15 protein-coding genes are annotated in these 20,802 nt (G+C 68.7%); 9 read left to right on the top strand and 6 right to left on the bottom strand.

All coding sequences use genetic code 11. The features are described 5' to 3' along the window. Positions 1 to 84: 84 nt before the first annotated feature. Entirely contained in the window at positions 85 to 597 is a 513-nt protein-coding gene (locus KUV67_06040; protein MBY6204432.1) for an adenine phosphoribosyltransferase, read from the bottom strand. A 44-nt stretch (positions 598 to 641) separates the two neighbouring features. Further along, entirely contained in the window at positions 642 to 1,586 is a 945-nt protein-coding gene (locus KUV67_06035; protein ID MBY6204431.1) for a LysR family transcriptional regulator, read from the bottom strand. A 133-nt stretch (positions 1,587 to 1,719) separates the two neighbouring features. Between KUV67_06035 and KUV67_06030 the strand changes: the two genes are divergently transcribed. From KUV67_06030 to KUV67_06010, 5 genes are read left to right on the top strand one after another with little or no spacing between them, the layout of a single operon-like run. Beyond that, positions 1,720 to 2,880 (top strand): PLP-dependent aspartate aminotransferase family protein, encoded by a 1,161-nt coding sequence (locus KUV67_06030; protein MBY6204430.1) that lies wholly within the window; start codon positions 1,720 to 1,722, stop codon positions 2,878 to 2,880. Continuing rightward, complete coding sequence (locus tag KUV67_06025) at positions 2,877 to 3,605, top strand: C39 family peptidase (protein ID MBY6204429.1); 729 nt, start codon at positions 2,877 to 2,879, stop codon at positions 3,603 to 3,605. Before KUV67_06030 ends, KUV67_06025 begins: the two co-directional genes overlap by 4 nt. Continuing rightward, positions 3,602 to 5,086 (top strand): RimK family protein, encoded by a 1,485-nt coding sequence (locus tag KUV67_06020; protein MBY6204428.1) that lies wholly within the window; start codon positions 3,602 to 3,604, stop codon positions 5,084 to 5,086. The genes KUV67_06025 and KUV67_06020 overlap by 4 nt, the downstream gene beginning before the upstream one ends. Position 5,087: 1 nt before the next feature. Continuing rightward, a complete protein-coding gene (locus KUV67_06015) occupies positions 5,088 to 6,329 on the top strand; it encodes a hypothetical protein (protein MBY6204427.1) in 1,242 nt (413 codons plus the stop codon). After that, the gene (locus KUV67_06010; protein MBY6204426.1) at positions 6,296 to 7,000 is read left to right on the top strand and encodes an N-formylglutamate amidohydrolase; all 705 of its coding nucleotides are present in this window, start codon (positions 6,296 to 6,298) and stop codon (positions 6,998 to 7,000) included. Before KUV67_06015 ends, KUV67_06010 begins: the two co-directional genes overlap by 34 nt. 12 nt (positions 7,001 to 7,012) lie before the next feature. Here KUV67_06010 and KUV67_06005 read toward each other — a convergent pair whose 3' ends face one another. Beyond that, entirely contained in the window at positions 7,013 to 7,804 is a 792-nt protein-coding gene (locus KUV67_06005; protein ID MBY6204425.1) for a DUF1295 domain-containing protein, read from the bottom strand. A 159-nt stretch (positions 7,805 to 7,963) separates the two neighbouring features. On the opposite strand from KUV67_06005, the gene KUV67_06000 reads away from it, so the two are divergent. The 3 genes from KUV67_06000 (at position 7,964) to KUV67_05990 (ending at position 13,763) form a co-directional block, all read left to right on the top strand. Next, a complete protein-coding gene (locus KUV67_06000; protein ID MBY6204424.1) occupies positions 7,964 to 10,537 on the top strand; it encodes a TonB-dependent receptor in 2,574 nt (857 codons plus the stop codon). Between the two features lie 80 nt (positions 10,538 to 10,617). After that, positions 10,618 to 11,184, top strand: coding sequence for an RNA polymerase sigma factor (locus KUV67_05995; protein MBY6204423.1), 567 nt, complete (start codon positions 10,618 to 10,620; stop codon positions 11,182 to 11,184). Next, entirely contained in the window at positions 11,181 to 13,763 is a 2,583-nt protein-coding gene (locus tag KUV67_05990; GenBank protein MBY6204422.1) for a serine/threonine-protein kinase, read from the top strand. The genes KUV67_05995 and KUV67_05990 overlap by 4 nt, the downstream gene beginning before the upstream one ends. A gap of 31 nt (positions 13,764 to 13,794) precedes the next feature. Here KUV67_05990 and KUV67_05985 read toward each other — a convergent pair whose 3' ends face one another. The 3 genes from KUV67_05985 to KUV67_05975 all read right to left on the bottom strand — a co-directional run bounded on the left by KUV67_05985 (position 13,795) and on the right by KUV67_05975 (position 18,879). Continuing rightward, on the bottom strand, positions 13,795 to 14,592 hold the full coding sequence (locus KUV67_05985; protein ID MBY6204421.1) for a hypothetical protein: 798 nt from the start codon (positions 14,590 to 14,592) through the stop codon (positions 13,795 to 13,797). Between the two features lie 127 nt (positions 14,593 to 14,719). Next, complete coding sequence (locus KUV67_05980; protein ID MBY6204420.1) at positions 14,720 to 15,796, bottom strand: efflux RND transporter periplasmic adaptor subunit; 1,077 nt, start codon at positions 15,794 to 15,796, stop codon at positions 14,720 to 14,722. Positions 15,797 to 15,807: 11 nt separating this feature from the next. Beyond that, on the bottom strand, positions 15,808 to 18,879 hold the full coding sequence (locus KUV67_05975; protein ID MBY6204419.1) for an efflux RND transporter permease subunit: 3,072 nt from the start codon (positions 18,877 to 18,879) through the stop codon (positions 15,808 to 15,810). Positions 18,880 to 19,158: 279 nt separating this feature from the next. Here KUV67_05975 and KUV67_05970 point away from each other — a divergent pair, with 279 nt between their 5' ends. Continuing rightward, positions 19,159 to 20,793: a choline dehydrogenase gene (locus tag KUV67_05970; protein ID MBY6204418.1), complete on the top strand. Its 1,635-nt coding sequence runs from the start codon at positions 19,159 to 19,161 to the stop codon at positions 20,791 to 20,793. The last annotated feature ends 9 nt before the right edge of the window (positions 20,794 to 20,802 follow it).

The raw sequence follows: 20,802 nt of genomic DNA, 5'->3' as shown, positions 1-20,802 counted from the left end.
CGTCAGGATACCCCAATCCGGCCGGGGTTCCCGGAATGAGAATCGTTGGAACCGAGCCCGGGACGCTTGCGACAGCCTGAATCGTCAGGCGTCGAGCACGGCGTGGACGGCGACCGGCACTCGCTCCGCACCGTCGAGCGCGGCGAGGCGGATGAGCACGGTTGCGCCGATCGCTTCGGCCCCCAGCTCGGCGACCAGGCCACACGCCGCGGCCATCGTTCCGCCGGTGGCCAGAACGTCGTCGACGACCAGCACCCGCTCGCCCTCGACCAGCGCGTCGACATGCATCTCCAGCGCGTCGGTCCCGTACTCCAGCCGGTAGTCGCAGCGCCGGGTGGCGCGCGGCAGCTTGCCGGGCTTTCGCACCGGCACGAACCCCGCGCCCAGGGCGCGGGCGATCGCGCTGCCGAAGATGAAGCCGCGCGACTCGATACCGACCACGCGGTCGACGTGCTGGCCGACGAACGGCTCGTACATCCGGTCGACCGCCCAGGCCAAGCCTTCGGGACTGGCCAGCAGCGGCGTGATGTCCTTGTACACGATGCCCGGCGTCGGCCAGTCGGGGACGTCGCGAACCAGGCGGGTGAAATCGGTCATCTGGGATCTCCCGGAGGGTCCGCCTCGAGGATACCGCGGTGCGTTCAGGCGGAGTCGCGGCGGTCGAAGCGGACCAGCTCGCCGTGATGCTGCTCGAGCTCGCGCAGGATCGCCTCACCGATCCGGCGGATCGCGGTCTGCACCCCGGAACGTTTCCGCCAGGCCAGGCCGATCGTGCGCTTCAGCGGCTCGCCGGCCAGCGGCCGAGCGACCACGTCGTCCCGGCCGTCGATTTCGGAGGCCACGTAGAGATAGGGCAGGAAGCACACGCCGGAGCCCATGCCCGCCATCAGGCGCAGCGCGTCGAGGCTGGCCGAATCGTAGCGCTCGTGGACCTCCGCACCGTGGTGCGCGCAGAACTCGCCGATCTGCCGGTGGTACTGCGACCGGGCGCTGAACGACAGGGCGTCGACGCCGCGGAGTGCAGCCGGATCGACCGCATCCGCGCCGGCCAGCGGATGATCGGTGGCGCAGACCAGCATCAGCGGTTCCTCGAACAGCGGCCGGCTGTCCAGGTCGCCCCTGCCGGTCGGCATCTCGGTCAGGATCAGGTCGTGGGTGCCGGCCAGCAGCTGGTCGGCCAGCGGGTCCGAGAAGTCCTCCCGGATCGCGAGGCGCAGCTGCGGGTAGTCGCGGTGCAGGCGTCGCACCACCGGGGGCATCAGGTACGGACCCACGCTGGTCTTGACCCCGAACTGCAGCGTGCCGCTCAAGGTCTTCATCGCGTCGGAGGCGAAGTCCTCGAGGATCCGGATCTCCCGCAGCACTTTTCGCGAGCGGTCCAGGACTTCGCGGCCCACCGGCGTGAGCTGGGCGCCCCGGCGCCCACGCTCGGCGAGCTGCACGCCCAGTCGGGCTTCCAGCGCATCGATCTGCGCGCTGAGCGACGGCTGACTGATGCCGCACTGTTCCGCGGCCTTGCGGTAGTTGCCGCAGTCGGCCAGCGCCGAAAAGTAACGAAGCTGCTTGAGCGTGAGTTCGCGCGACATGGCACGGGCATCCGGCGGCGTTGGACAGGAGTATAGTTTTCTGCCGAAATGTTGCCCGAAGCGCGCGAAAACCGCGTGTGCAGCGCGCCGATGGCGCATCCTATGACCACCGTGAAGTTGCCAGGAGGCCGGAATGCCCGACCGCCCACGATTGTCCACCCGCTGCGTGCATGCCGGCGCCCGACGCGGGCCGGCCGAGCTTGGCCTGAACACGCCGATCGTCACCTCGACGGCCTACGACTATACCGATGGCGAAGGTGTGCGCTATCCGCGCTACCTCAACACGCCCAACCACGGCGTCGTTGCCGACCGCATCGCGTCGCTGGAATCGGCCGAGGCCGCGCTGGTCACCGCCTCCGGACTCGGCGCGATCAGCGCCCTGCTGTTCGGGTTGCTCGAGCCCGGCGACCATGTCATCGTGCTCGACGGGGTCTACGGCGGGACGTCGGACCTGGTCGACGGCCTGCTGCAGCCCTGGGGGCTCCGGCACTCGACCTGGGACGGCCGGCGCGAATCGCTGGCCGGGTTGATCGAGGATCGCACGCGCCTGGCCTGGGTCGAGTCGCCGACCAATCCGCTGCTCAAGGTCGTCGACCTGAAGGCGACCGCCTCCATCCTGAAGGACCACGACGTGCTGGCGGCGATCGACAACACCTTCGCCACGCCCGTCCTGCAGCGGCCGCTGGAATTCGGCTTCGACCTGGTCATGCACTCGGCGACCAAGTACCTCGGCGGTCATTCGGACCTGTTGTGCGGCGCGCTGGCCGGGTCGGCGGAATTGATCGACCGGATCCGTCCGGCCGCGATCCGGCTCGGGTCCAGCCTCAATGGCCAGGACCTCGCGCTGCTGGACCGCTCGCTGAAGACCCTGGCGCTTCGTGTCGAGCGCCAGAGCGCCAATGCCCTCCGCCTGGCCGAGCGGCTGTCGTCCCACGACGGGATCGAGGCCGTTCACTACCCCGGCCTCGACGAGAGTCCCGACCACGACCTGGCCAAGCGCCAGATGGACGCCTACGGCGGGATGATGGCGTTCCGGCTGGACGCGGACCGCCACCCCGGCCGGTTTCTCGCCGCACTCTCGCTGGTGGCGCCGGCGGTCAGCCTCGGCGGCGTCGAGACGACGATCTGCCAGCCGTCCCGGACCAGCCACGCTCGCGTTTCGAGCCGCGTGCGCGAGCGCCTGGGCATCGATGACCGCCTGATGCGCCTGTCGGTCGGCATCGAGGACTCCGACGACCTCTACACGGACCTCGCTCGGGCCGTCGAGGCATCGACAGGCAAGGCCTCGACATGACGCGCTCCGTCGAGGACGAGGGCACGCGCATCGAGGCCCAGCCCGACACGACGACCTGCGGACCGACCTGCCTGCACGCGCTGTATCGGCACTTCGGCGAGGACGTCGACCTGGACGAGGTCATCGACACGATCCGGCGACTCGACCACGGCGGTACGCTCGACGTGTTCCTGGCCAACCACGCGCTGGGTCGCGGCTACAGCGCGGAGATCTACACCTACAACCTCGGCGTCTTCGATCCGACCTGGTTCGAGGGCAAGGTGGACCTGGCCGCGAAGCTCGAAGCCCAGGAGGCGGCCAAGGACGACGACAAGCTCTCGATCGCCACCGCGGGCTATCTCGAGTTCCTCGCCGCCGGCGGACGGCTGCGCTTCGCCGACCTGACCCGAACGCTGATCCGGCGCCTGCTGCGCGACGGCCACCCGGTGCTGACCGGCCTCAGCGCCACCTACCTCTATCGGAGCATGCGCGAATGGGGTCCGGACGATGCGGACGATGACATCCGCGGCCTGCCGGTCGGCCATTTCGTGCTGCTGACCGACTATGACCGGTCGACGCTCGAAGTGGGGATCGCCGATCCGATGGCCGAGAACCCGCACGGTGCGCAGCGCTACCGGGTGCACATCGACCGCGTGATCGGCGCGATCCTGCTCGGGTCCCTGACCTACGACGCCAACCTGGTCGTGCTTCGGCCCGGCCACGAACACGAAGGACGCGCCCCATGAAACACCTGGTCGTGGCCGAGGCCATCGAGCCCTGGCTGAAGGAACTGCCCGGCGTCGAGTTCGTCTCGGCGCGCGATTACCTCGCCGACCCCGCCTGGTCCAGCGAGCGCGGCGTGCGGGTCTACAACCTCTGTCGCAGCCTGCGCTACCAGGCCACCGGGTACTACGTGTCGCTGCTGGCCGCGGCGCGAGGGCACCGGCCGCTGCCGTCGGTCGGCACGCTCCAGGACCTGAAGAGCCCGGCCGTCGTCCGCCTGGTGTCGTCCGAGCTGCAAGCGGCGACCCAGCGAAGCCTCAAGGCCCTGCAGTCGGATCGCTTCGTGCTGTCGATCTACTTCGGGCGCAACCTGGCCGAGCGCCACGATGCGCTGAGCCGCGCCCTGTTCAAGTTGTTCCCGGCGCCCCTGCTACGCGCCGAGTTCGCCCGGATCAACGACGAATGGCTGTTGCGGCGGCTGGCGCCGCTGGATTTCGCCGACGTGCCGGAAAGCCATCGCGCGTTCCTCCAGGAGGCCGCGCGTCGCTACTTTGCCGGCGAGCGGCCGCGGGCCACGCGGAGCAAGCCGACCCGCTTCGATCTGGCGATGCTGGTCAACCCGGAAGAAGCGCATCCGCCGTCCGACGAGAAGGCGCTGGTGCGCTTCGAGAAGGCCGGTGCCGAGCTCGGCCTGGCGGTCGAGCGCATCGGGCCCGACGATATCGGTCGCCTCGCCGAGTTCGATGCGCTGTTCATCCGCGAGACCACCGCGGTCAACCACCACACGTTCCGCTTCGCGCGCAAGGCGGCGGCCGAGGGCCTCGTGGTGATCGACGACCCCGACTCGATCCTCAAGTGCACCAACAAGGTCTACCTGGCCGAGCTGCTGGCCCGCCACCAGGTGGCCGCGCCCCGGACGCTGCTGGTCCACCGCGACAACATCGACGCCATCGAGTCCACCCTGGGCCTGCCGGTGGTCCTCAAGCAGCCCGACAGCGCGTTTTCCGCCGGCGTCGTGAAGGTGCGCGATTCCGCCGATCTCAAGGCCACGGTCCGCAAGCTGCTGAAGCACTCCGAGCTGGTGGTCGCCCAGGAGTACCTGCCGACCGACTTCGACTGGCGGGTCGGCGTCCTCGACGGTCGACCGCTCTACGTCTGCCGCTACCACATGGCCCGCGGGCACTGGCAGATCATCAAGCACGACGAAACCGCCGGCATGGACGAAGGGCGGGCCGATACGATGGCGGTCGGCGAGGCGCCGGAGCGCGTGGTTCGTACCGCCCTGAAAGCCGCGTCGCTGATCGGCGACGGGCTGTACGGCGTCGACCTGAAGGAAGTCGACGGTCGGGTGCTGGTGATCGAAGTCAACGACAACCCGTCGATCGACGCCGGCTGCGAGGACGCGGTGCTGAAGGGCGCCCTGTACCGCGAGATCCTCGGCACCATGCTGCGACGGATCGAAGCCCGCAAGCGCGGTGTCGTCGCGCCACGCACCGGAGACTGACATGCCGACCCTGGATCCCCCGTACCCGATCGAGTTCCTGCACGCCTTCGACGGTTACGGCATCGAACTCGAGTACATGATCGTCGACCGCGAGACGATGCGCGTGCGGCCGATCGCCGACGAGCTGCTGCACGACGAGGCCGGCGAGGTCGTCAACGAGGTCGGCCACGGCGACATCGCGTGGTCGAACGAGCTGGTCCGGCACGTGGTCGAGCTGAAGACCAACGGCCCGGCGGCCACGCTGGACGGCCTGGGCGAGCGCTTCCACCGCGACCTGGTGCAGATCAACCGCATGCTCGAAGCGCACGGCGCCTGCCTGCTTCCGGGCGCGGCGCACCCGCTCTTCGACCCGGACCGCGAGACCTCGTTGTGGCCGTTCGGGCAGAACGAGATCTACGCCGCCTACAACCGGATCTTCGACTGCCGGGGGCACGGCTGGTCGAACCTGCAGTCGATGCACATCAACCTGCCGTTCGCGAACGACGAGGAGTTCACCCGCCTGCACGCGGCGATCCGCGTGGTCCTGCCGCTGATCCCGGCGCTGTCGGCGGCGTCGCCCTACCTCGACGGCCGCTACGGCGGCTGGCTGGACAACCGGCTGCGCTATTACCGCGACAACCAGAAGGCGGTGCCGGAGATCTCGGGCCTCGTGGTGCCCGAGGCGGTGACCTCGATCGACGACTACCACGCGACCGTCCTCCAGCCGATGTACGACGCGGTGAAGCCGAAGGATCCCGACGGCGTGCTGAACGACGACTGGTTGAACTCCCGGGGCGCGATCGCGCGCTTCGAGCGCCAGACCATCGAGATCCGCATCATCGACCTGCAGGAATGCCCGACCGTCGACCTGGCGATCGCCGAGGGCGTCGTCGCGCTGGTCCGCACGCTGTACGACGGCGCCGTGGACTTCGCGACCCAGCAGGAAGTCGCCACCGCGGCGCTCGCCGATCAGCTGTTCGCGGTCGCCGAGCGCGGCGCGGTGGCCTCGATCGACGATGCGGGCATCGCGGCGCTGTTCGGCGTCGATCCGGGCACGTCGGTCGGTGCCACCCTGTCGACGCTACTGGATCGCGGCTGGCTGGGCGCCGACCCGTCCGGTCACGTGGCGGGTCTGCTCGAGCACGGTCCGCTGGCCGCGCGCCTGGTCCGCCGGCTCGGCGAGCGCCCGAGCGAAGATGCGCTCGTCGAATGCTGTCGGGAGCTGTGTGCATGCCTGGCCGAGAACCGCCCGTTTCGCTCCTGATCACCGCCGAGCACGCGTCCAACGCGATTCCGTCGCGCTGGCTTGGCCTGTTCGACGAGGACCTCGACGTGCTGGACACGCACCGGGCCTGGGACCCGGGCAGCCTGGCGCTGGCGCGCGCCCTGGCCGGACGGCTGGCAGCCCCCCTGATGAAGGGGAAGTGGTCGCGCCTGCTGGTCGACCTGAACCGATCGGAACACCACCCGCGGCGCTTCTCCGAGTTCTCGCGAGGGCTGAGCCCTGACGAGCGCGCCGAATTGACCGAATCGATCTGGCGGCCGCACTGGGCGGCCTACGCGGAGTTCGTGTGCAACGCGCCCGGGCGGGTCATCCACCTGGCCTGTCACAGTTTCACGCCGGTTCTCGACGGCACGACGCGGCCGACCGACATCGGCCTGCTGCACGATCCGTCGCGGCTGAAGGAAGATGCATTCTGCAAGCGGCTCCAGAAGGCGATCCGGGCCGAACTGCCCGAGCTGGCGGTGCACCGCAACCGCCCGTACAAGGGCACCAGCGACGGACTCGGCTCCTGGCACCGCAAGCGGTTCGACGACGGTCGCCTGACCACGCTGGAGATCGAACTCAATCAGCGCTTCGCGTCCGGGCCGGACGCGGTGCAGGTGCGCGAATCCCTGGTGCGGGCCGTCCAGCGGGTCGTGGGTGAGCGCTGACCCGAGGGAAATTCAGTTCGACGAGGTCGTGTCGGACGACTTCGGCGGCCAGGGAAAGAAGGCCGAGACACGCTCCTGGTACTCGCGATAGGCGTCGCCCCTGGACTTGATCGACTGCTTCTCGGTGTAGGGGATGCCGCTGACACGGTACAGGAACAGCAGCATCACGATCGGACCCAGCCAGGCGACCCAGTGGTTCGGCGCGCCCCAGGCGATCAGCGGGTAGGCGAACCAGTGCAGCCACTCGAAGAAGTAGTTCGGGTGGCGCGAGTACTTCCACAAGCCGACGTCGCAGACCTCGCCCTTGTTGTCCGGGTCGGCCTTGAAGGCGGCGAGCTGACGATCGGCGATCGATTCGCCGACCAGCGACACGACCCAGAACGCGATTCCGGCGAACACCAGGACCGTCCAGTCGCTCGCCGGATCGTTGGCCACCACCCAGCCCGGCAGGGCGAACAGCCAGGCCACCAGCGCCTGGGCGGCGTAGAACAGCAGGAAGCCGAAATTCGCCTTTTCGTTGAACGCCTCTCGCATCGACTGATAGCGGCCGTCCTCCTCGTCGTGCCCGGCCAGCCGCACCGACAGGTGGTACGTCAGCCGGAACGACCAGCTGCAGGCGATCAGCACCACGAGGATCCGCTTTTCCACGGACCCGTCGCCGACGATCGCGAAGAACAGCACCTGCACACCGATCAGCGCCGCCCAGGCCACGTCGACCCAGTCGGCGCGCCCCGATCCGCGCTGCCAGAGCCAGAGGGCGAACATCGTCAGCGCGCAGGCGCTGGCTGCAATCCAGAGTTCCATTTCCCGAGTGTCGCAGATGGTCCGTGATGAAGCGGATCGGGGCCTTGCGGACCCTCGTTCGCGCTTGGCAAGCAGGGTTCTGTCGGGTAGGCTCGAAATCGCGTTGGCCGGGTCGCGGGGCGCTCCCGTTTCGAATCGAATCCGGGGAGCATCGTTCGAATGAAACAATTCTGCAATCTCGCGGCAGCCGGTCTTGCTGCCCTCGTTCTCTTGCCCGTCCACGCCGCCGACACCGCGTCGCGCCTCGACAGCCCGGCCGCGACGACCACGCTGCAGATCATCGACCGCGAGATGATCGAGCGCTCGGGCAAGTACTCGCTGGCCGAGGTGCTTCGCGACCTGCCGTTGAACAGCGCGGGCTCGCCGAGGCCGGGACCCGGCTTCGACTCCCAGGCCTACGCGGGCGCGAACCTGCGCGGGCTGGATACGGAGCGCACGCTGGTCCTGGTGAACGGCCGTCGCGAAGCCATCGATCCCGCGACCGCAACCGGCAGCAACCTGAATTTCATTCCATTGGCCATGGTCGAGCGGATCGAGATCCTGCCGTCGGGTGCCGGTGCGATCCACGGAATGAACGCAATCGGCGGGGTGATCAACATCATCACGCGGGACGACTTCCGCGGCGTGGAGGCCAGCGTCGGAACCTCGTGGACCGAGCGGGCCGGCGGGGAGGTCGAGGGCGCCTCGGTGCTGGCGGGAATCGGCGACGAGCGGGGCTCGATCGTGGTCGGGGCCAGCTATGACGAGCGCGACATCGTGTTCGCGCGCAATCGGCGCTGGTCGCGGGATGATTCTTCGGTCTTCGCCAACAACTTCCTCACGTCGGGCTTCTCCTTCCTGGACGACGGTGCCGCCAACCTAGCAGGCTGCCGGGGTCCGGGCTTTACGATCGACGATGATCTTTGCCGATACGATGCGGCCCTGCTGTCCGCCGAAGAAGTCTCCACCCGGAACGAATCACTGTTCGCGAATGCTCGTTATCGAATCGACGAAGACTGGTCTCTGAGCGTCGATGCCCGTGTGGGTCGATCGATGACGTTTCGGCCCGGCGCGCCGGTCGCATCGGTGCCCTGGTTGGTCGGCGGCTTCGGCACGATCCGGCTGGAGCCCGGCACACCGAATCATCCGGCAACTCCGCCGTCCGAAGGAGGGCTGAACCCGCTCTGGGAAAACTATTCAGGCGTTCGCGACGACCTGCTGCTCAACGTCCATCGATTCGCGGCCAACGGTCCGCTTCGGAGCGATACCGAAGCGGTCAGCTACAACGTGGCGCTCGATCTACAGGGTCGCATCGGACGCTTCGATGTCTCGCTGGCCGCGCAGCGCGCCGAAATTCAACATGACGAAATCATCGACAACTTCGTGCTCCCGCAGCTCGCGCAGCCGGCGATCGACTCCGGCGCCTACAACCTCTACGATCCGTTCGGCTCGCCCTCGGACGTGCTTGAGGCTTTCGAGACGACCGGCTCGCGCGACGCGAACTTCCTTCTTCGTTCGTTGCGGGGCATAGTGGCCACCGATATCTTCGACCTCCCCGGTGGATCGGCTCGCCTGCTGCTCGGCGTCGAGCTTCGCGACGAGACGTTCGAGGACCGACCGGACGCGTTGCGCGCCGCGGAGCGGGTCACCGGATCCCGCGTCGTTGGCGGGAGCGGAAACCGCGAGCTATGGGCGGCGTTCGGTGAACTCGCGTTGCCGATCACCGGGCGGCTCGACGCGATTGCGGCGGTGCGCTGGGACGACTACGACTTCGCCGTCGCAGGTGCGTCTGGACGGTTGGCGCTGCACTGGCATCCCCTCGATCGGCTCCACCTTCACGCAGGCTGGAGCCGCAGCCTGAGCGCCGAGCCTTTACGGCAGCCGGACTCGTCGGTTCCCGCCTTCACGTCCGGTTTCATCGACCCGCGGTGCATCGATCCGAGCGGGCCGCCGGGGTGCTTCGGCACCTTTCCAGGCGGACGGCCCGCCTTTCCGCTCTATCGAGTGCGCAATCCCGCGCTGGACCCCGAAGTCGCGGATCAGGTCGATCTCGGGTTCCGCTACGCCCCGGTCGAGTCGATCGAAGTCATGCTCAATGCTTTCGATCTGCGGATAAAGGAGCGCACGACGCTGATCGGGGCGCAACAGATCGCGAATTGTGTCGAGGGCATTTCGAACAACTGTCCGGGCGGACTTCGGCAACTGGACCCCGTCGATCTGCCGCCCGATGAAACTGGCGGACTCGGCGTGGCCCGTGACGCCGAGGGTCGGATCCTGTATATCCAGACCGGTTTCGCGTCGATCGGGCGGATCGAGACCCGCGGCATCGACGTTCGCCTGTCCGGTCGTTGGCGATTCGGCGAATTCGGGCTGAACAGCACGATCGATGCCACCTGGGTCGATCGATATCGCGTGGATGGGGGGACGAACCTCGCCGATGACAATGGACGTCCCGACTGGCGCGGCCAATGGCGGACGGTCCTGGATTGGCATGACTTCGCGCTGACCTGGATCGTCAACCACATCGCTGACCAGGACGACGCCCTCGATGGTTCCGGCCCGCTGCCGAGCTGGACGACGCATGACGTCCAGCTGCGCTGGTCGGCACCATGGAATGCAGACGTCGCGGTCGGCGTCGACAACCTGGCCGATCGCGACCCGGTGCTCGACCGCGGCGAGCCGGGTGGCTTCAACTTTGCCCTCTACGATGGCTACGGTCGGCTGGGCTACCTGCGCTACACGCAGCGCTTCTGATCGCCCGCCGGGGCGGGCTTTGCCCCGGTTTCGGCCGACCTCTATACTCGGCTCCTGGCGTTTCGCGCGGACGGATGGTCATGGGCCAGCCCCTGGAGTCGACGGCATCCCTGCTTCGGCAGGTCTCGGAGGGTGATGCGCAGGCGCGCGAGCGGCTCTGCAGCCATTTCCTGCCGATCCTGACGCGCTGGGCGCACGGCCGGCTCCCGCACTACGCGCGCGACCTGTCCGAGACCCAGGACCTGGTCCAGGCCGCGCTGATCAGTGCGCTGGACAAGGTCGACGACTTCGACGCCCTCCGCGAAGGGGCCTTCCTGGCCTACCTGCGCAAGATCCTGTTGAACAACATCCGGATGGAAATCCGCCGGGTAACGCGCCGCAACGCGCACGGCTTCGCCGATTCCGAGCTCGAGCCGACCGACCCCGAGGCGTCGATCGTCAGCGAGGTGATCGGCGTCGATGTGCTGGAACGCTACGAAGCGGCATTGATGACCCTGACGGACAAGGCACGCGAGGCCGTGATGCTCAGAGTCGAATTCGGCTATTCCTTTCCCGAGATCGCGATGGCGACCGATACGCCGTCGGCCAACAGCGCGCGCATGCTGGTGTCCCGCTCCCTGGTGCAACTGGCCGAGGCGATGAAGTGAGCGAGCGCGACCGGGATCGCTCGCAGGGCCGGGCACGGCGCATCCTGGAGCGGCTGACCGGGTCGAGTCGCTCGCTCGACGAATCGCTGTCGTCTGCAGGCGCGGACCTCGAAGCGTCCGAACTCGTCGAGCACCTCGCCGATATCGAGCGCCTGTTCCTGATGCACGGCGGTGAGCGGGACCGCGCCCTCGGGCCGTCGAAGGACGAGGTCCTGTTCGAGTGGGGCCATCTCCAGGCGCTCGAATCGCTGGGCCAGGGCAGCTTCGGCGAAGTGTTTCGCGCCTACGACCGGACGCTGGACCGCGACGTGGCCCTGAAGCTGCTGAAGACCGACCAGGCCCGGCCGTTCCAGTCGCAGCTGTTCCTGCACGAAGCACGCCAGCTCGCGATGGTGCGCCATCGTCACGTGCTGGCCGTGCACGGTGCCGCCGTCCACGCGGGACGGCCCGGGCTCTGGACCGACCTGATCGACGGTGCGACGGCGCAGGACGCGTCGCTCCAGCCCTTGTTCTCCGATCCCGCAGAGGTGCTCGACCTGGTCGAATCGCTGGCGCGGGCGGTGCAGGCGGTCCACAACGCCGGCCTGGTCCATGGCGACATCAAGCCGTCGAACCTGATGCGCGACGCGGACGGCGACTGGGTGCTGATGGACTTCGGTGCCAGCCGGGCGGCGCGAAGCGGCGGCGAAGGTCCGTCGCTGACCTCGGGAACGCCGCTGTACATGGCGCCCGAGGTCGTGCTCGGCAATGCGCCCGATCAGCGGGCCGACCTCTACTCCGTCGGGGCCACGCTGTATCGCGTGCTGGACGGTGCGCCACCCTTCGACGTCAAGGAATGGGCCGATCTGCGGAGCCTCCATCAACAGGGCCGTCGCCCACGGCCCGCCCGCGTGTCCCGCGACGCCGGCGGACGGATCGGGCGACTGATCGACCGCTTGATGGCGTTCGATCCCGATCAGCGGCCGGGTCCAGCCGATGTGCTGGCCGAGGTGCAGGCCATTCGCGAAGCGCCCCACAAGCGCTTTCGCCGGCTCGCGCTGGGCGGCATTGCCGCGGTCCTGGTGGTCGGACTGGTTGCAACCAGCATCGGGTTCTATCGGGCCGACCGGGCGCGCGAGGCGGCAGAGCTCGAGCAGCGGAACACGGCCGGCGTCAATCGTTTCCTGCAGCGTGTGCTGGCGACGCCGTCGACCACCGGTCGGGTGCGTGACATGACCGTCGAGCAGATGCTGCTGCAGGCCGCCGCGGACGTCGGTCCGGCGTTGCTGGAGCAGGCGGCGGCGCGCGCGGTCGTCCACCGCGTCCTGGCCGAGTCCTTCAACACGCTTCGGCTGCCGGCGCAAGCCCGGGACCAGATCGAGATCGCTCGGAAGGTGATCGCCGACGCAGGACTGTCGATGCCTGCGATCGAGCGCGGACTGGCCCTGCAGTCGATGCGGGCGCTGGAAATCGAAGACCGCCACGAAGACAGCATTGCCCTGGCCGATGCGTTCATTACCGAACACCTGGACGCGCTCGGCGATGAACACCAGGACATCCGCTGGGCCCGGATGTACCAGGTCACGAATCGATTCGCCCTGAGCGAGTACGAGGAAGCGCGGGTTCTGATGGATACGCACTTCACCGACATTCCGGACCCCGAGACCGCCGAGGACCATTTCGGCTACGAGATCCTCCAGTCCCGGGCCAACCTGCAGGCCGGCCTTGGCCAGTACGAGGCTGCCGCGGAAACGGCCGAGCGCGCGTTGGACTGGTTGGAGCGCTATCCGCTGGCCCGCCCGATCAACCGCAGCAGCGCCATGACCAATCTCGCCCTGAGCCTGGGCCGGATCAACCGGACCGACCGTGCGATCGAGGTCCTCGAGGCGTTGCTCCCGCTCGAGGAACGGATGTTCGGCCGTAGTTCGGCAGACTACGTCGCAACCCTGATCAACCTGGCCGCCCTGAAGCGGGAGTCCGGGGATGTCGATGCGTCCGGCGAGATCCTGCAGCAGGCACTGGCGCTGATCGAGGCCGAGCCGGATCTCGTGCCGGACGAGCAGAAGCTGGTGGTGCAGATGAACCTGGCCAACGTCTTCAACGCAACCGATCGATCCGAGCGCGCGGAGGCCATCATGCGGCAGGCGCACCGGCAGGCTGTGGGGCTCTGGGGGGCATCGCATCAGCACGTCGTCACGCTGGAGTACAACCTGGCCGAACTGCTCAGCCAGCAGGGCCGCCACGACGAGGCCCGCGCCCTGGCGGAGCGGACACTGGCCACCAAGCAGTCAGCCTTCGGCGAGAGCCACCCGCTGACGCTGCTGACCATGGACAACCTCGCGGTGGCGCTGGCCGGCCTCGACCGCGGGGAAGAAGCCCTCGAACTGCACGACCGGGCGCTGGCGCTGCTGGCCGAACAGCTCGGAAGCGAGCATCCCTTCGCGCTGCTTGTCGAGCGCCACCGGTTGGCCACGCTGCAGGACGTCGCGCCCGAGCGAATCGAGCCCGATGCCATCGAACGGCTGGTGCGCCGCCACGAAGCGGCATTGGGCGGCGATCATCCCGATACGGACAAGGCACGCAGGCTGTCCGATTCCTGAGCCCGGCGCCGACCGATCCGTCCCCGAATCCTCAGGACACGTGGATCAGCGTGTCGAGCAGGCGCTGGACCCAGCCGACCTGGCCGATCTCCCAGGCGAACCCCGCGTACACGTTGATGCCGAGCGCCCACCAGGTCGCAGGATGCTTCAGCTTGCCGTACTTCCACGCCGCGGCAAGCGTCAGCGCGACAACGAAGACCTGTCCGAGGATGATCGGAGTGACCCCGTCGACGTTCGGCCACCGGTCGGCCTGGGCGATCAGATAGAGGGCCTGCATGCCGCGCCCCACTGCGGGCATCATGATGACGAACACGGTCGACACCAGCCACCAGGCGTGGTCTTCGAGCGACTTCCTGCGCAGGATCGCCATCACCACGGCCAGGCAGAAGATCAGCACCATCGGCAGTTCGACGGCGGCGACCCCGTAGAAGAACTCGGGCGTGAACGGGCCGAAGCGCTCGGGGTTCTCGGTGGCCAGCCGGACCAGTCGCAGGTCCCGGCCGAGCATGCTCAGTGACGTGATGCCGACGCCGCCGGCCAGGAACATACCGAGGATGCCGTTGGTGCGGTGCAGGTCCATCCGCCCGTGGGTGGCCCAGTACGGCTGAAGGATCAGGTACAGATACCAGAGGGTGGCGGTCCAGTAGTGGACGTGGATCGACCAGTCGTTGTCTCGGAAGTCGCCCCAGTAGTCCAGAAAGATGCCCGCCTGCATCAGGACCATCGGGACGAGCATCCACGCCCAGAGCGTTCGGTAGTCCTCCAGCGAGGACCGGTTGGCGGGGACCGGTCGATCGATGTTCGTTGCCGTCGCTACGGAAGCGGTCATCTGCGAAGCTCGGGGTGGGTTCCTCCGAGACAATGCCGGAGGACCGCGAGATCGCACGTGCCGGTCTGCTCGATTCCGGGCAAGCGCCCGGAGTGCGGGGAGGGCCCTGCGCGAGCCGGCGCCGGACCTAGGTCGGCGCCCCGGTCGGGGTGCCGCCGCCCTCGTCCATGATCCGCACGTCCTGGTCGGCACGAAGGCGCTCGTTGCCGCGGATCACCACGCGGTCGCCGTCGCTGACGGGTCCACGGACCTCGATCAGGTCGCCGGAGCCGATGCCGGTGACGACGCGGATGCGACGGGCCTTGTTGCCAGCATCCACGACGAACACGGAGGTGCCGTCGCCACGCAGGACCAGCGCGTCGCGCGGCACCGCCAGCACTTCCCGCACGTCGGCCGTGGGGATCGTCACGCGCACGGTCTGGCCGATCGGCAGCGGCTCGTTCACGTCCAGCCGCATCTCGAACACGTGATTGAACTCGTCGCCGATGCTGACCACGGTGCGCACCGGGGCGGGCAGGGTCTCGTCCTCGCCGAGCACGATCGCCAGCTCGTCGCCGGGTTGCACGTAGCGGTAGTAGGCCAGCGGAGCCCGGGCCACGACTTCGAGCCGATCCGGATCGACCAGGCGAACGACGGCAGTGCCCGGAGAAACCCGTTCGCCGGCCTGGACACGCCGCTCGACGACCACGCCGGGAAACGGCGCGGTGACGCGGGTGCGGTCGAGCTCGTCCTGGACCTGGGCCAGGCGGGCGCGTGCGATTTCCAGGTCGCTGGAGGCCACGTCGCGATCCGAGCGGGTCTGCTCGATCTGGGTGACCGCGGCCAGGTTGCTCTCGGCCAGTCTCTGGATGCGCGCCAGTTCCGCGTCCAGGAACGACAGGCGAGCCTCGACGCGCGAGATCTCGGCGCGGAGCTCGCGGGCGCGGAGTTCCAGTGCCGTGTCCTCGATGCGGGCGATCGCGTCGCCGGCCTCGACCCGGGTGCCGACTTCCGCGACTTCGATCAAGCGGCCCTGGACCTCGGCCGACAGCACGGCGTCGGAGCGCGAGATCACGGTGCCGGCGACCTGCATGGTCGGGGCCATGGTGACGATGCGGGCGCTGTCGACCTGGACCAGGGCGGGGCCGCCGAACTGGGCCAGGGCCGATCCGGCCTGGGCCGCCAGCAGCAGTACGATCAGCAGCGTGATCGGGGATCGGGACATCACGGAAAACCTCATGCGGTAACGGGCTCGCGCGTGCCGATCGGGCGCGACGCGGGCTCCTCGTTGATTCGAAGCAGGCTGGGCAGGAGCACCAGCGTGAACAGGGTGCTGACCGCCAGTCCGCCAACGATGACCGCGGCCAGGCCGCGATACAGCTCGGTGCCGGCGCCGGGCAGCAGCAGCAGGGGGAGCATGCCGAACAGGCTGGTGAACGTCGACATCAGGATCGGCCGCAGGCGCAGGCCGACCGCCTGGCGCACCGCCTCGCGCCGGTCCAGGCCCTCGCGTTCACCGTCGCGGGCCCGGTAGACCAGCAGGATCGCGTTGTTGACCACCAGTCCGAGCAGGATCACGAAGCCGATCATCGTCAGCATGTCCATCGCCTGGCCGAACACCAGGTCGACCAGGCGCAGCGCGACGATCCCGCCGATCGTGGCCATCGGAATGGTCATCAGCACCAGCAGCGAATCCTTGAAGGAGCGGAACAGCGCGGTGATCAGCAGGTACAGGATCACCACGGCCAGGAGGAAGCTGCCGGCCAGGTTGCGCAGGGTCTCGCCGAGCGCCTCGGCGGTACCGCGATAGGTGATCACGCCGTCCGGGGGCAGGGCGGCGCGGATCGCCGGTTCCGCCTCGGTGCGGAGCACCTCCAGCGCGGTTTCCATCGGCATGCCGCTCGGCGGCGTCACCCGCAGCGTCAGGGTTCGCTTGCGGTCGACGCGGCGAATCTGGTTCGGCCCGGCGGTGCGCTCCAGGCGGGCCAGCTCGCCCAGCGTCGCCAGGCGACCGGACGGTGTGGCGATCGGCATCGACATCAGTTCCTCCGGGGTCGCCCAGCGTTCGCCGCGCAGGATGACGTTGAGTCGCTGATCGCCGTCGAAGTATTCGCCGAGGAACGCGCCGCTGCCGAAGGCCCGGATGATCGTGGCGACGTCGCCGCGCGTGAAGCCCAGCTCGGCGATCCGCCGGTCGTCGGGAATCAGGCGGAGCTCCGGCTCGGCCAGCTCGAGGCCCGGGTCTGGGCGGATGTTCGCGCCCGGCAGGGCCTGCGAGATCACGCCGAAGCCGATCTGGCCGGCCTCGATCAGGTCGCTGAAGTCGCCGGCCTGGAGGTCCACCTCGATGTTGCGTCCGCCGCGGCCGCCGAAGATCGCGCGGCGGCCCGCGCGGCCGAAGGTGTCGGGGAAGCCGGCCAGGATCTCGCGGTTGACGACCTCGAGCACTTCGTCGATGTCATCGGGGTCGGCCGCGCTCAGGCCCATGAACACGCCGCTGCCGAACTGGCCGACGAAGATGTCGGAGATCGCGGGTTCCTTCTCGCCGGTAAGGTACGGCCGGACCCGGTCGTTGATCGGATCGATGATCTCGGACTGGACCGTTTCCGGCCCCATGCCGGGCGGCGACTGGACGAAGCCGAACAGCGAATTCTGGTTGCCTTCGGGCAGGTAGTCGGCCGGCGGGATCAGCAGCGCGCCGATCAGCAGCGGCACCAGGGTCAGGCCGGCGATCCACGACCAGCGCCGGCGCGGCGTGTCGGTCAGCCTCATCACGAAGTCGGCCGCGTTGCGCCACCAGGAGAGGTGCCGGTCCTTCATCTCCCGGTCGCCGAGCAGCCGGTAGCTGGCCGCGGGGATGACCACCACGGCGACCACCAGCGACGCGATCACCGCCGCCGAGATCACCACCGCGAGGTCGGCGAACAGCTGGCCGGCCTCGTCCTGCAGCCAGAGCACGGGGAGAAAGATGGCGACGGTGGTGGCCGTCGAGGCCAGCAGCGCGCCCCAGACCTGGGTCGCGCCGCGGTCGGAGGCTTCCCTGGCCTCCCGGCCCTGCTCGCGCTGGCGCACGATGTTCTCGAGGACGACGATCGCGGCGTCGAGCACCATGCCGGTCGCGAAGGCCAGGCCGGCCAGCGAGATCACGTTCAGCGAGCGCCCGGCCACGTCGAGCACCAGAAAGGCGAAGCACAGGCACAGGGGGATGGCGACCGCGACCATCAGGGTCGCCCGGACCCTGCGGAAGAACCACCACAGCACGCTCGTGGCCAGCAGCATGCCGAGCAGCAGGTTGGTCACCACCATCCGCACCGATTGGTTGATGTAGACCGTGTCGTCGGAGACCTGGACCATGTTCAGGCCGGCCGGGGTCAGGTGGCTGCGCTGAAGCTCCGCGACCACCTGCTTGACGTCGTTGAGCACGCGCACCACGTTGGCGCCCGGCTCGGCGGCCACGTTCATCGCGATCGACGGGCTGGCGTTCTGGGTCACGCCGCCGCGGAAGTCGGTCATCGTGCGCTCGACGGTGGCGACGTCGCCGAGATACACGGGACGCCCGTCGCGCCATTCGAGCACCAGGTTCTGCAGGTCGGCGACCTCGTACTGGCCGGCGAAGCGCACCGTGTACTGGCGTCGGCCGATTTCCTCGAAGCCACCGGAAACGTCGCTGTTCTGGCCCAGTTGCTGGCCGATCCGGGTCAGATCGACGCCGATCGCCGCTGCCCGGTAGGGGTCGAAGGTGATCCGGATCTCGAACGCCCGGCCGCCGACCGGCGCGGCGGAGGACACGCCGGGAATGCGCTCGATCCGTTCCTGGATCACGTCGGCGACGAAGTCCTGGTACTCGACGATCGGGCGCGTATTGCCCTCGACCGGCAGGATCGCGAACCAGGCCACGGCCTCCTCGTACTGCGACGTGCCGACGTTCACGGTCGGCTCGGAGACATCGGTCGGGTAGCGCTGGACCTGGTTCAGGCGGTTGATCACGTCGATCAGCGCCCGGTTCATGTCCGCGCCGACGCCGAACTCCAGGCTGACCCGGCCACGGCCCTGGGACGCCTCGGAGCTCATGCGCACCAGGCCCGGAACGTCGCGCAGCTGCTCTTCCTGCGGCTCCACGATCTCCGACTCGACCTCTTCCGGCGCGGCCGCGCGCCAGCCCGTGTTGACCGAGATGCTGGGCCGGTCGATGCTCGGCGTCATCTGCACCGGCAGGCGGTCCAGGCTGATCAGGCCGAAGATGACCAGCAGGATGCAGCCGACGGCGACGGCGACCGGGTTGCTCAGGCCAAGGCGGGTCAGCGGCACGGGATTCTCCTGGAACGCATGTACACGGGGCAGGCAGCGCCGGGCAAGCACGGCGCGCCCGATCAGCCAGCATATTGGACATCACGAATGTGAAGGAGTGCCGAAAGTCACCGGGCGTCCGGCGCCCGCCGTGGCGCGGTCTGCGGTATCTTTGCATATCGGTGCTTCGGGGTAGACGCCGCTCCCGGCCTTCCGGACATAATCACAAGCAACGGAAGCCGGGCCCGATTCGACCGCGCGACAGGACTCGAAGTCCCGTCGTGCCGGAGAAACCTGAAGATGTCCGAACGCTACGACTACATCATCGTCGGCGCCGGGTCGGCCGGTTGCGTGCTGGCCAATCGGCTGACCGAAGACCCCGACTGCCGGGTGCTGCTGCTCGAGGCCGGTCCGCGCGACTGGAATCCGTTCATCCACATGCCGGCCGGGCTGGCCCAGCTGGTTCGCTTCAAGTCCGTGAACTGGGGCTACGAGACCGAGCCCGAGCCGAACCTGAACAACCGGCGCCTGTACTGGCCGCGCGGCAAGGTGCTCGGCGGGTCCAGCTCGATCAACGCCATGTGCTACGTGCGCGGTCACCGGACCGACTACGACGACTGGCGCGACCTCGGCAACCCGGGCTGGGGCTTCACCGACGTGCTGCCGTACTTCCGCCGAAGCGAGGACCAGCAGCGCGGCGCCAGCGAGTTCCACGGCGTCGGCGGCCCCCTGGGCGTGTCCGACCTCAGCCACGTCAACGACCTGAGTCCGGTGTTCATCCAGGCCGCCGAACAGGCCGAGTACTTCCGCAACGTCGATTTCAACGGACCGGTCCAGCGCGGCTTCGGCCTGTACCAGGTCACCCAGCGCGACGGGCGCCGCTGCTCGACCGCCCGCGGTTACCTGCGGCCGGTGAGATCGCGCCCGAACCTGACCGTGCGCACCGGCGCGCTGACCCATCGCGTGCGGATTGACGGCGGCCGCGCCGACGGCGTGGTCTACAGCAAGCTCGGCAGGACGCGGTCGGCCCGCGCCGAGCGCGAAGTGCTGCTATGCGGCGGCGCGATCAACTCGCCGCAGCTGCTGATGCTGTCCGGCATCGGTCCGGCGGCCATGCTCGAGCGTGCCGGCGTCGGGGTCGAACTCGACCGCTCGGAGGTCGGCCGCAACCTGCAGGACCACCTCGACGTGATGACCCTGACCCGCTGCTCGCAGCCGGTCACCTACGACCACCTGAACGAGCTGATGGTCGGCCTGCGCTATTTCCTCTACCGCGAAGGCATCGGCACCTCGAACATCGCCGAGGCCGGCGGCTTCCTGGCCAGCGGCCGCGGCGACCGGCCCCGTCCGGATATCCAGATGCACTTCGTGCCGGCGCTGCTCGACGACCACGGCCGCAACCGCCTGCCGGGCGACGGCTACACGCTGCACGCGTGCAACCTGCGGCCGGAAAGCCGCGGGCACCTGGCCCTGAAATCCGACGATCCCCGCGCGGCGATCGTCATCCACGCCAACTACCTGTCCGAGCCCGAGGACGTGGAGATGATGCTGGAGTGCGTCCGCGTCTCGAGAGAAATCCTGGCCCAGCCCGCGTTCCGGCCGTTCCGCGCTCACGAGATCCATCCCGGCGGGGATGTCGACACGCGCTCCGGCCTGCTGGAGTTCGTCCGCAACAAGGCCGAGTCGATCTACCACCCGGTCGGCACCTGCCGGATGGGAGCGGACGACGGGGCCGTCGTCGATGCCGAGCTCCGGGTCAAGGGCGTGGAGGGGCTGCGCGTGGTCGACGCCTCGATCATGCCCACCCTGATCGGCGGCAACACCAACGCGCCGACCATCATGATCGCCGAGAAGGCCTCGGACCTGATCCGCGGTCGCGCAGCGCCGATCCCGGCGGCCGAAGAGGCCCTGGACCCCGAAGTCGCGCTGGTCTGATCCGCCGGT

It is taken from the genome of Halomonas denitrificans (assembly GCA_019800895.1).
Lineage (GTDB): Bacteria > Pseudomonadota > Gammaproteobacteria > Xanthomonadales > Wenzhouxiangellaceae.
Note: the sequence above shows the minus strand (reverse complement) of the source record. Positions and strands in the feature narration are given on the sequence as shown.

Excerpts from the sequence above, each read along its gene's own strand:
- KUV67_06040 (MBY6204432.1), bottom strand. The coding sequence starts at position 597 with ATGACCGATTTCACCCGCCTGGTTCGCGACGTCCCCGACTGGCCGACG.
- KUV67_06035 (MBY6204431.1), bottom strand. The coding sequence starts at position 1,586 with ATGTCGCGCGAACTCACGCTCAAGCAGCTTCGTTACTTTTCGGCGCTG.
- KUV67_06030 (MBY6204430.1), top strand. The coding sequence starts at position 1,720 with ATGCCCGACCGCCCACGATTGTCCACCCGCTGCGTGCATGCCGGCGCC.
- KUV67_06025 (MBY6204429.1), top strand. The coding sequence starts at position 2,877 with ATGACGCGCTCCGTCGAGGACGAGGGCACGCGCATCGAGGCCCAGCCC.
- KUV67_06020 (MBY6204428.1), top strand. The coding sequence starts at position 3,602 with ATGAAACACCTGGTCGTGGCCGAGGCCATCGAGCCCTGGCTGAAGGAA.
- KUV67_06015 (MBY6204427.1), top strand. The coding sequence starts at position 5,088 with ATGCCGACCCTGGATCCCCCGTACCCGATCGAGTTCCTGCACGCCTTC.
- KUV67_06010 (MBY6204426.1), top strand. The coding sequence starts at position 6,296 with ATGCCTGGCCGAGAACCGCCCGTTTCGCTCCTGATCACCGCCGAGCAC.
- KUV67_06005 (MBY6204425.1), bottom strand. The coding sequence starts at position 7,804 with ATGGAACTCTGGATTGCAGCCAGCGCCTGCGCGCTGACGATGTTCGCC.
- KUV67_06000 (MBY6204424.1), top strand. The coding sequence starts at position 7,964 with ATGAAACAATTCTGCAATCTCGCGGCAGCCGGTCTTGCTGCCCTCGTT.
- KUV67_05995 (MBY6204423.1), top strand. The coding sequence starts at position 10,618 with ATGGGCCAGCCCCTGGAGTCGACGGCATCCCTGCTTCGGCAGGTCTCG.
- KUV67_05985 (MBY6204421.1), bottom strand. The coding sequence starts at position 14,592 with ATGACCGCTTCCGTAGCGACGGCAACGAACATCGATCGACCGGTCCCC.
- KUV67_05980 (MBY6204420.1), bottom strand. The coding sequence starts at position 15,796 with ATGTCCCGATCCCCGATCACGCTGCTGATCGTACTGCTGCTGGCGGCC.
- KUV67_05970 (MBY6204418.1), top strand. The coding sequence starts at position 19,159 with ATGTCCGAACGCTACGACTACATCATCGTCGGCGCCGGGTCGGCCGGT.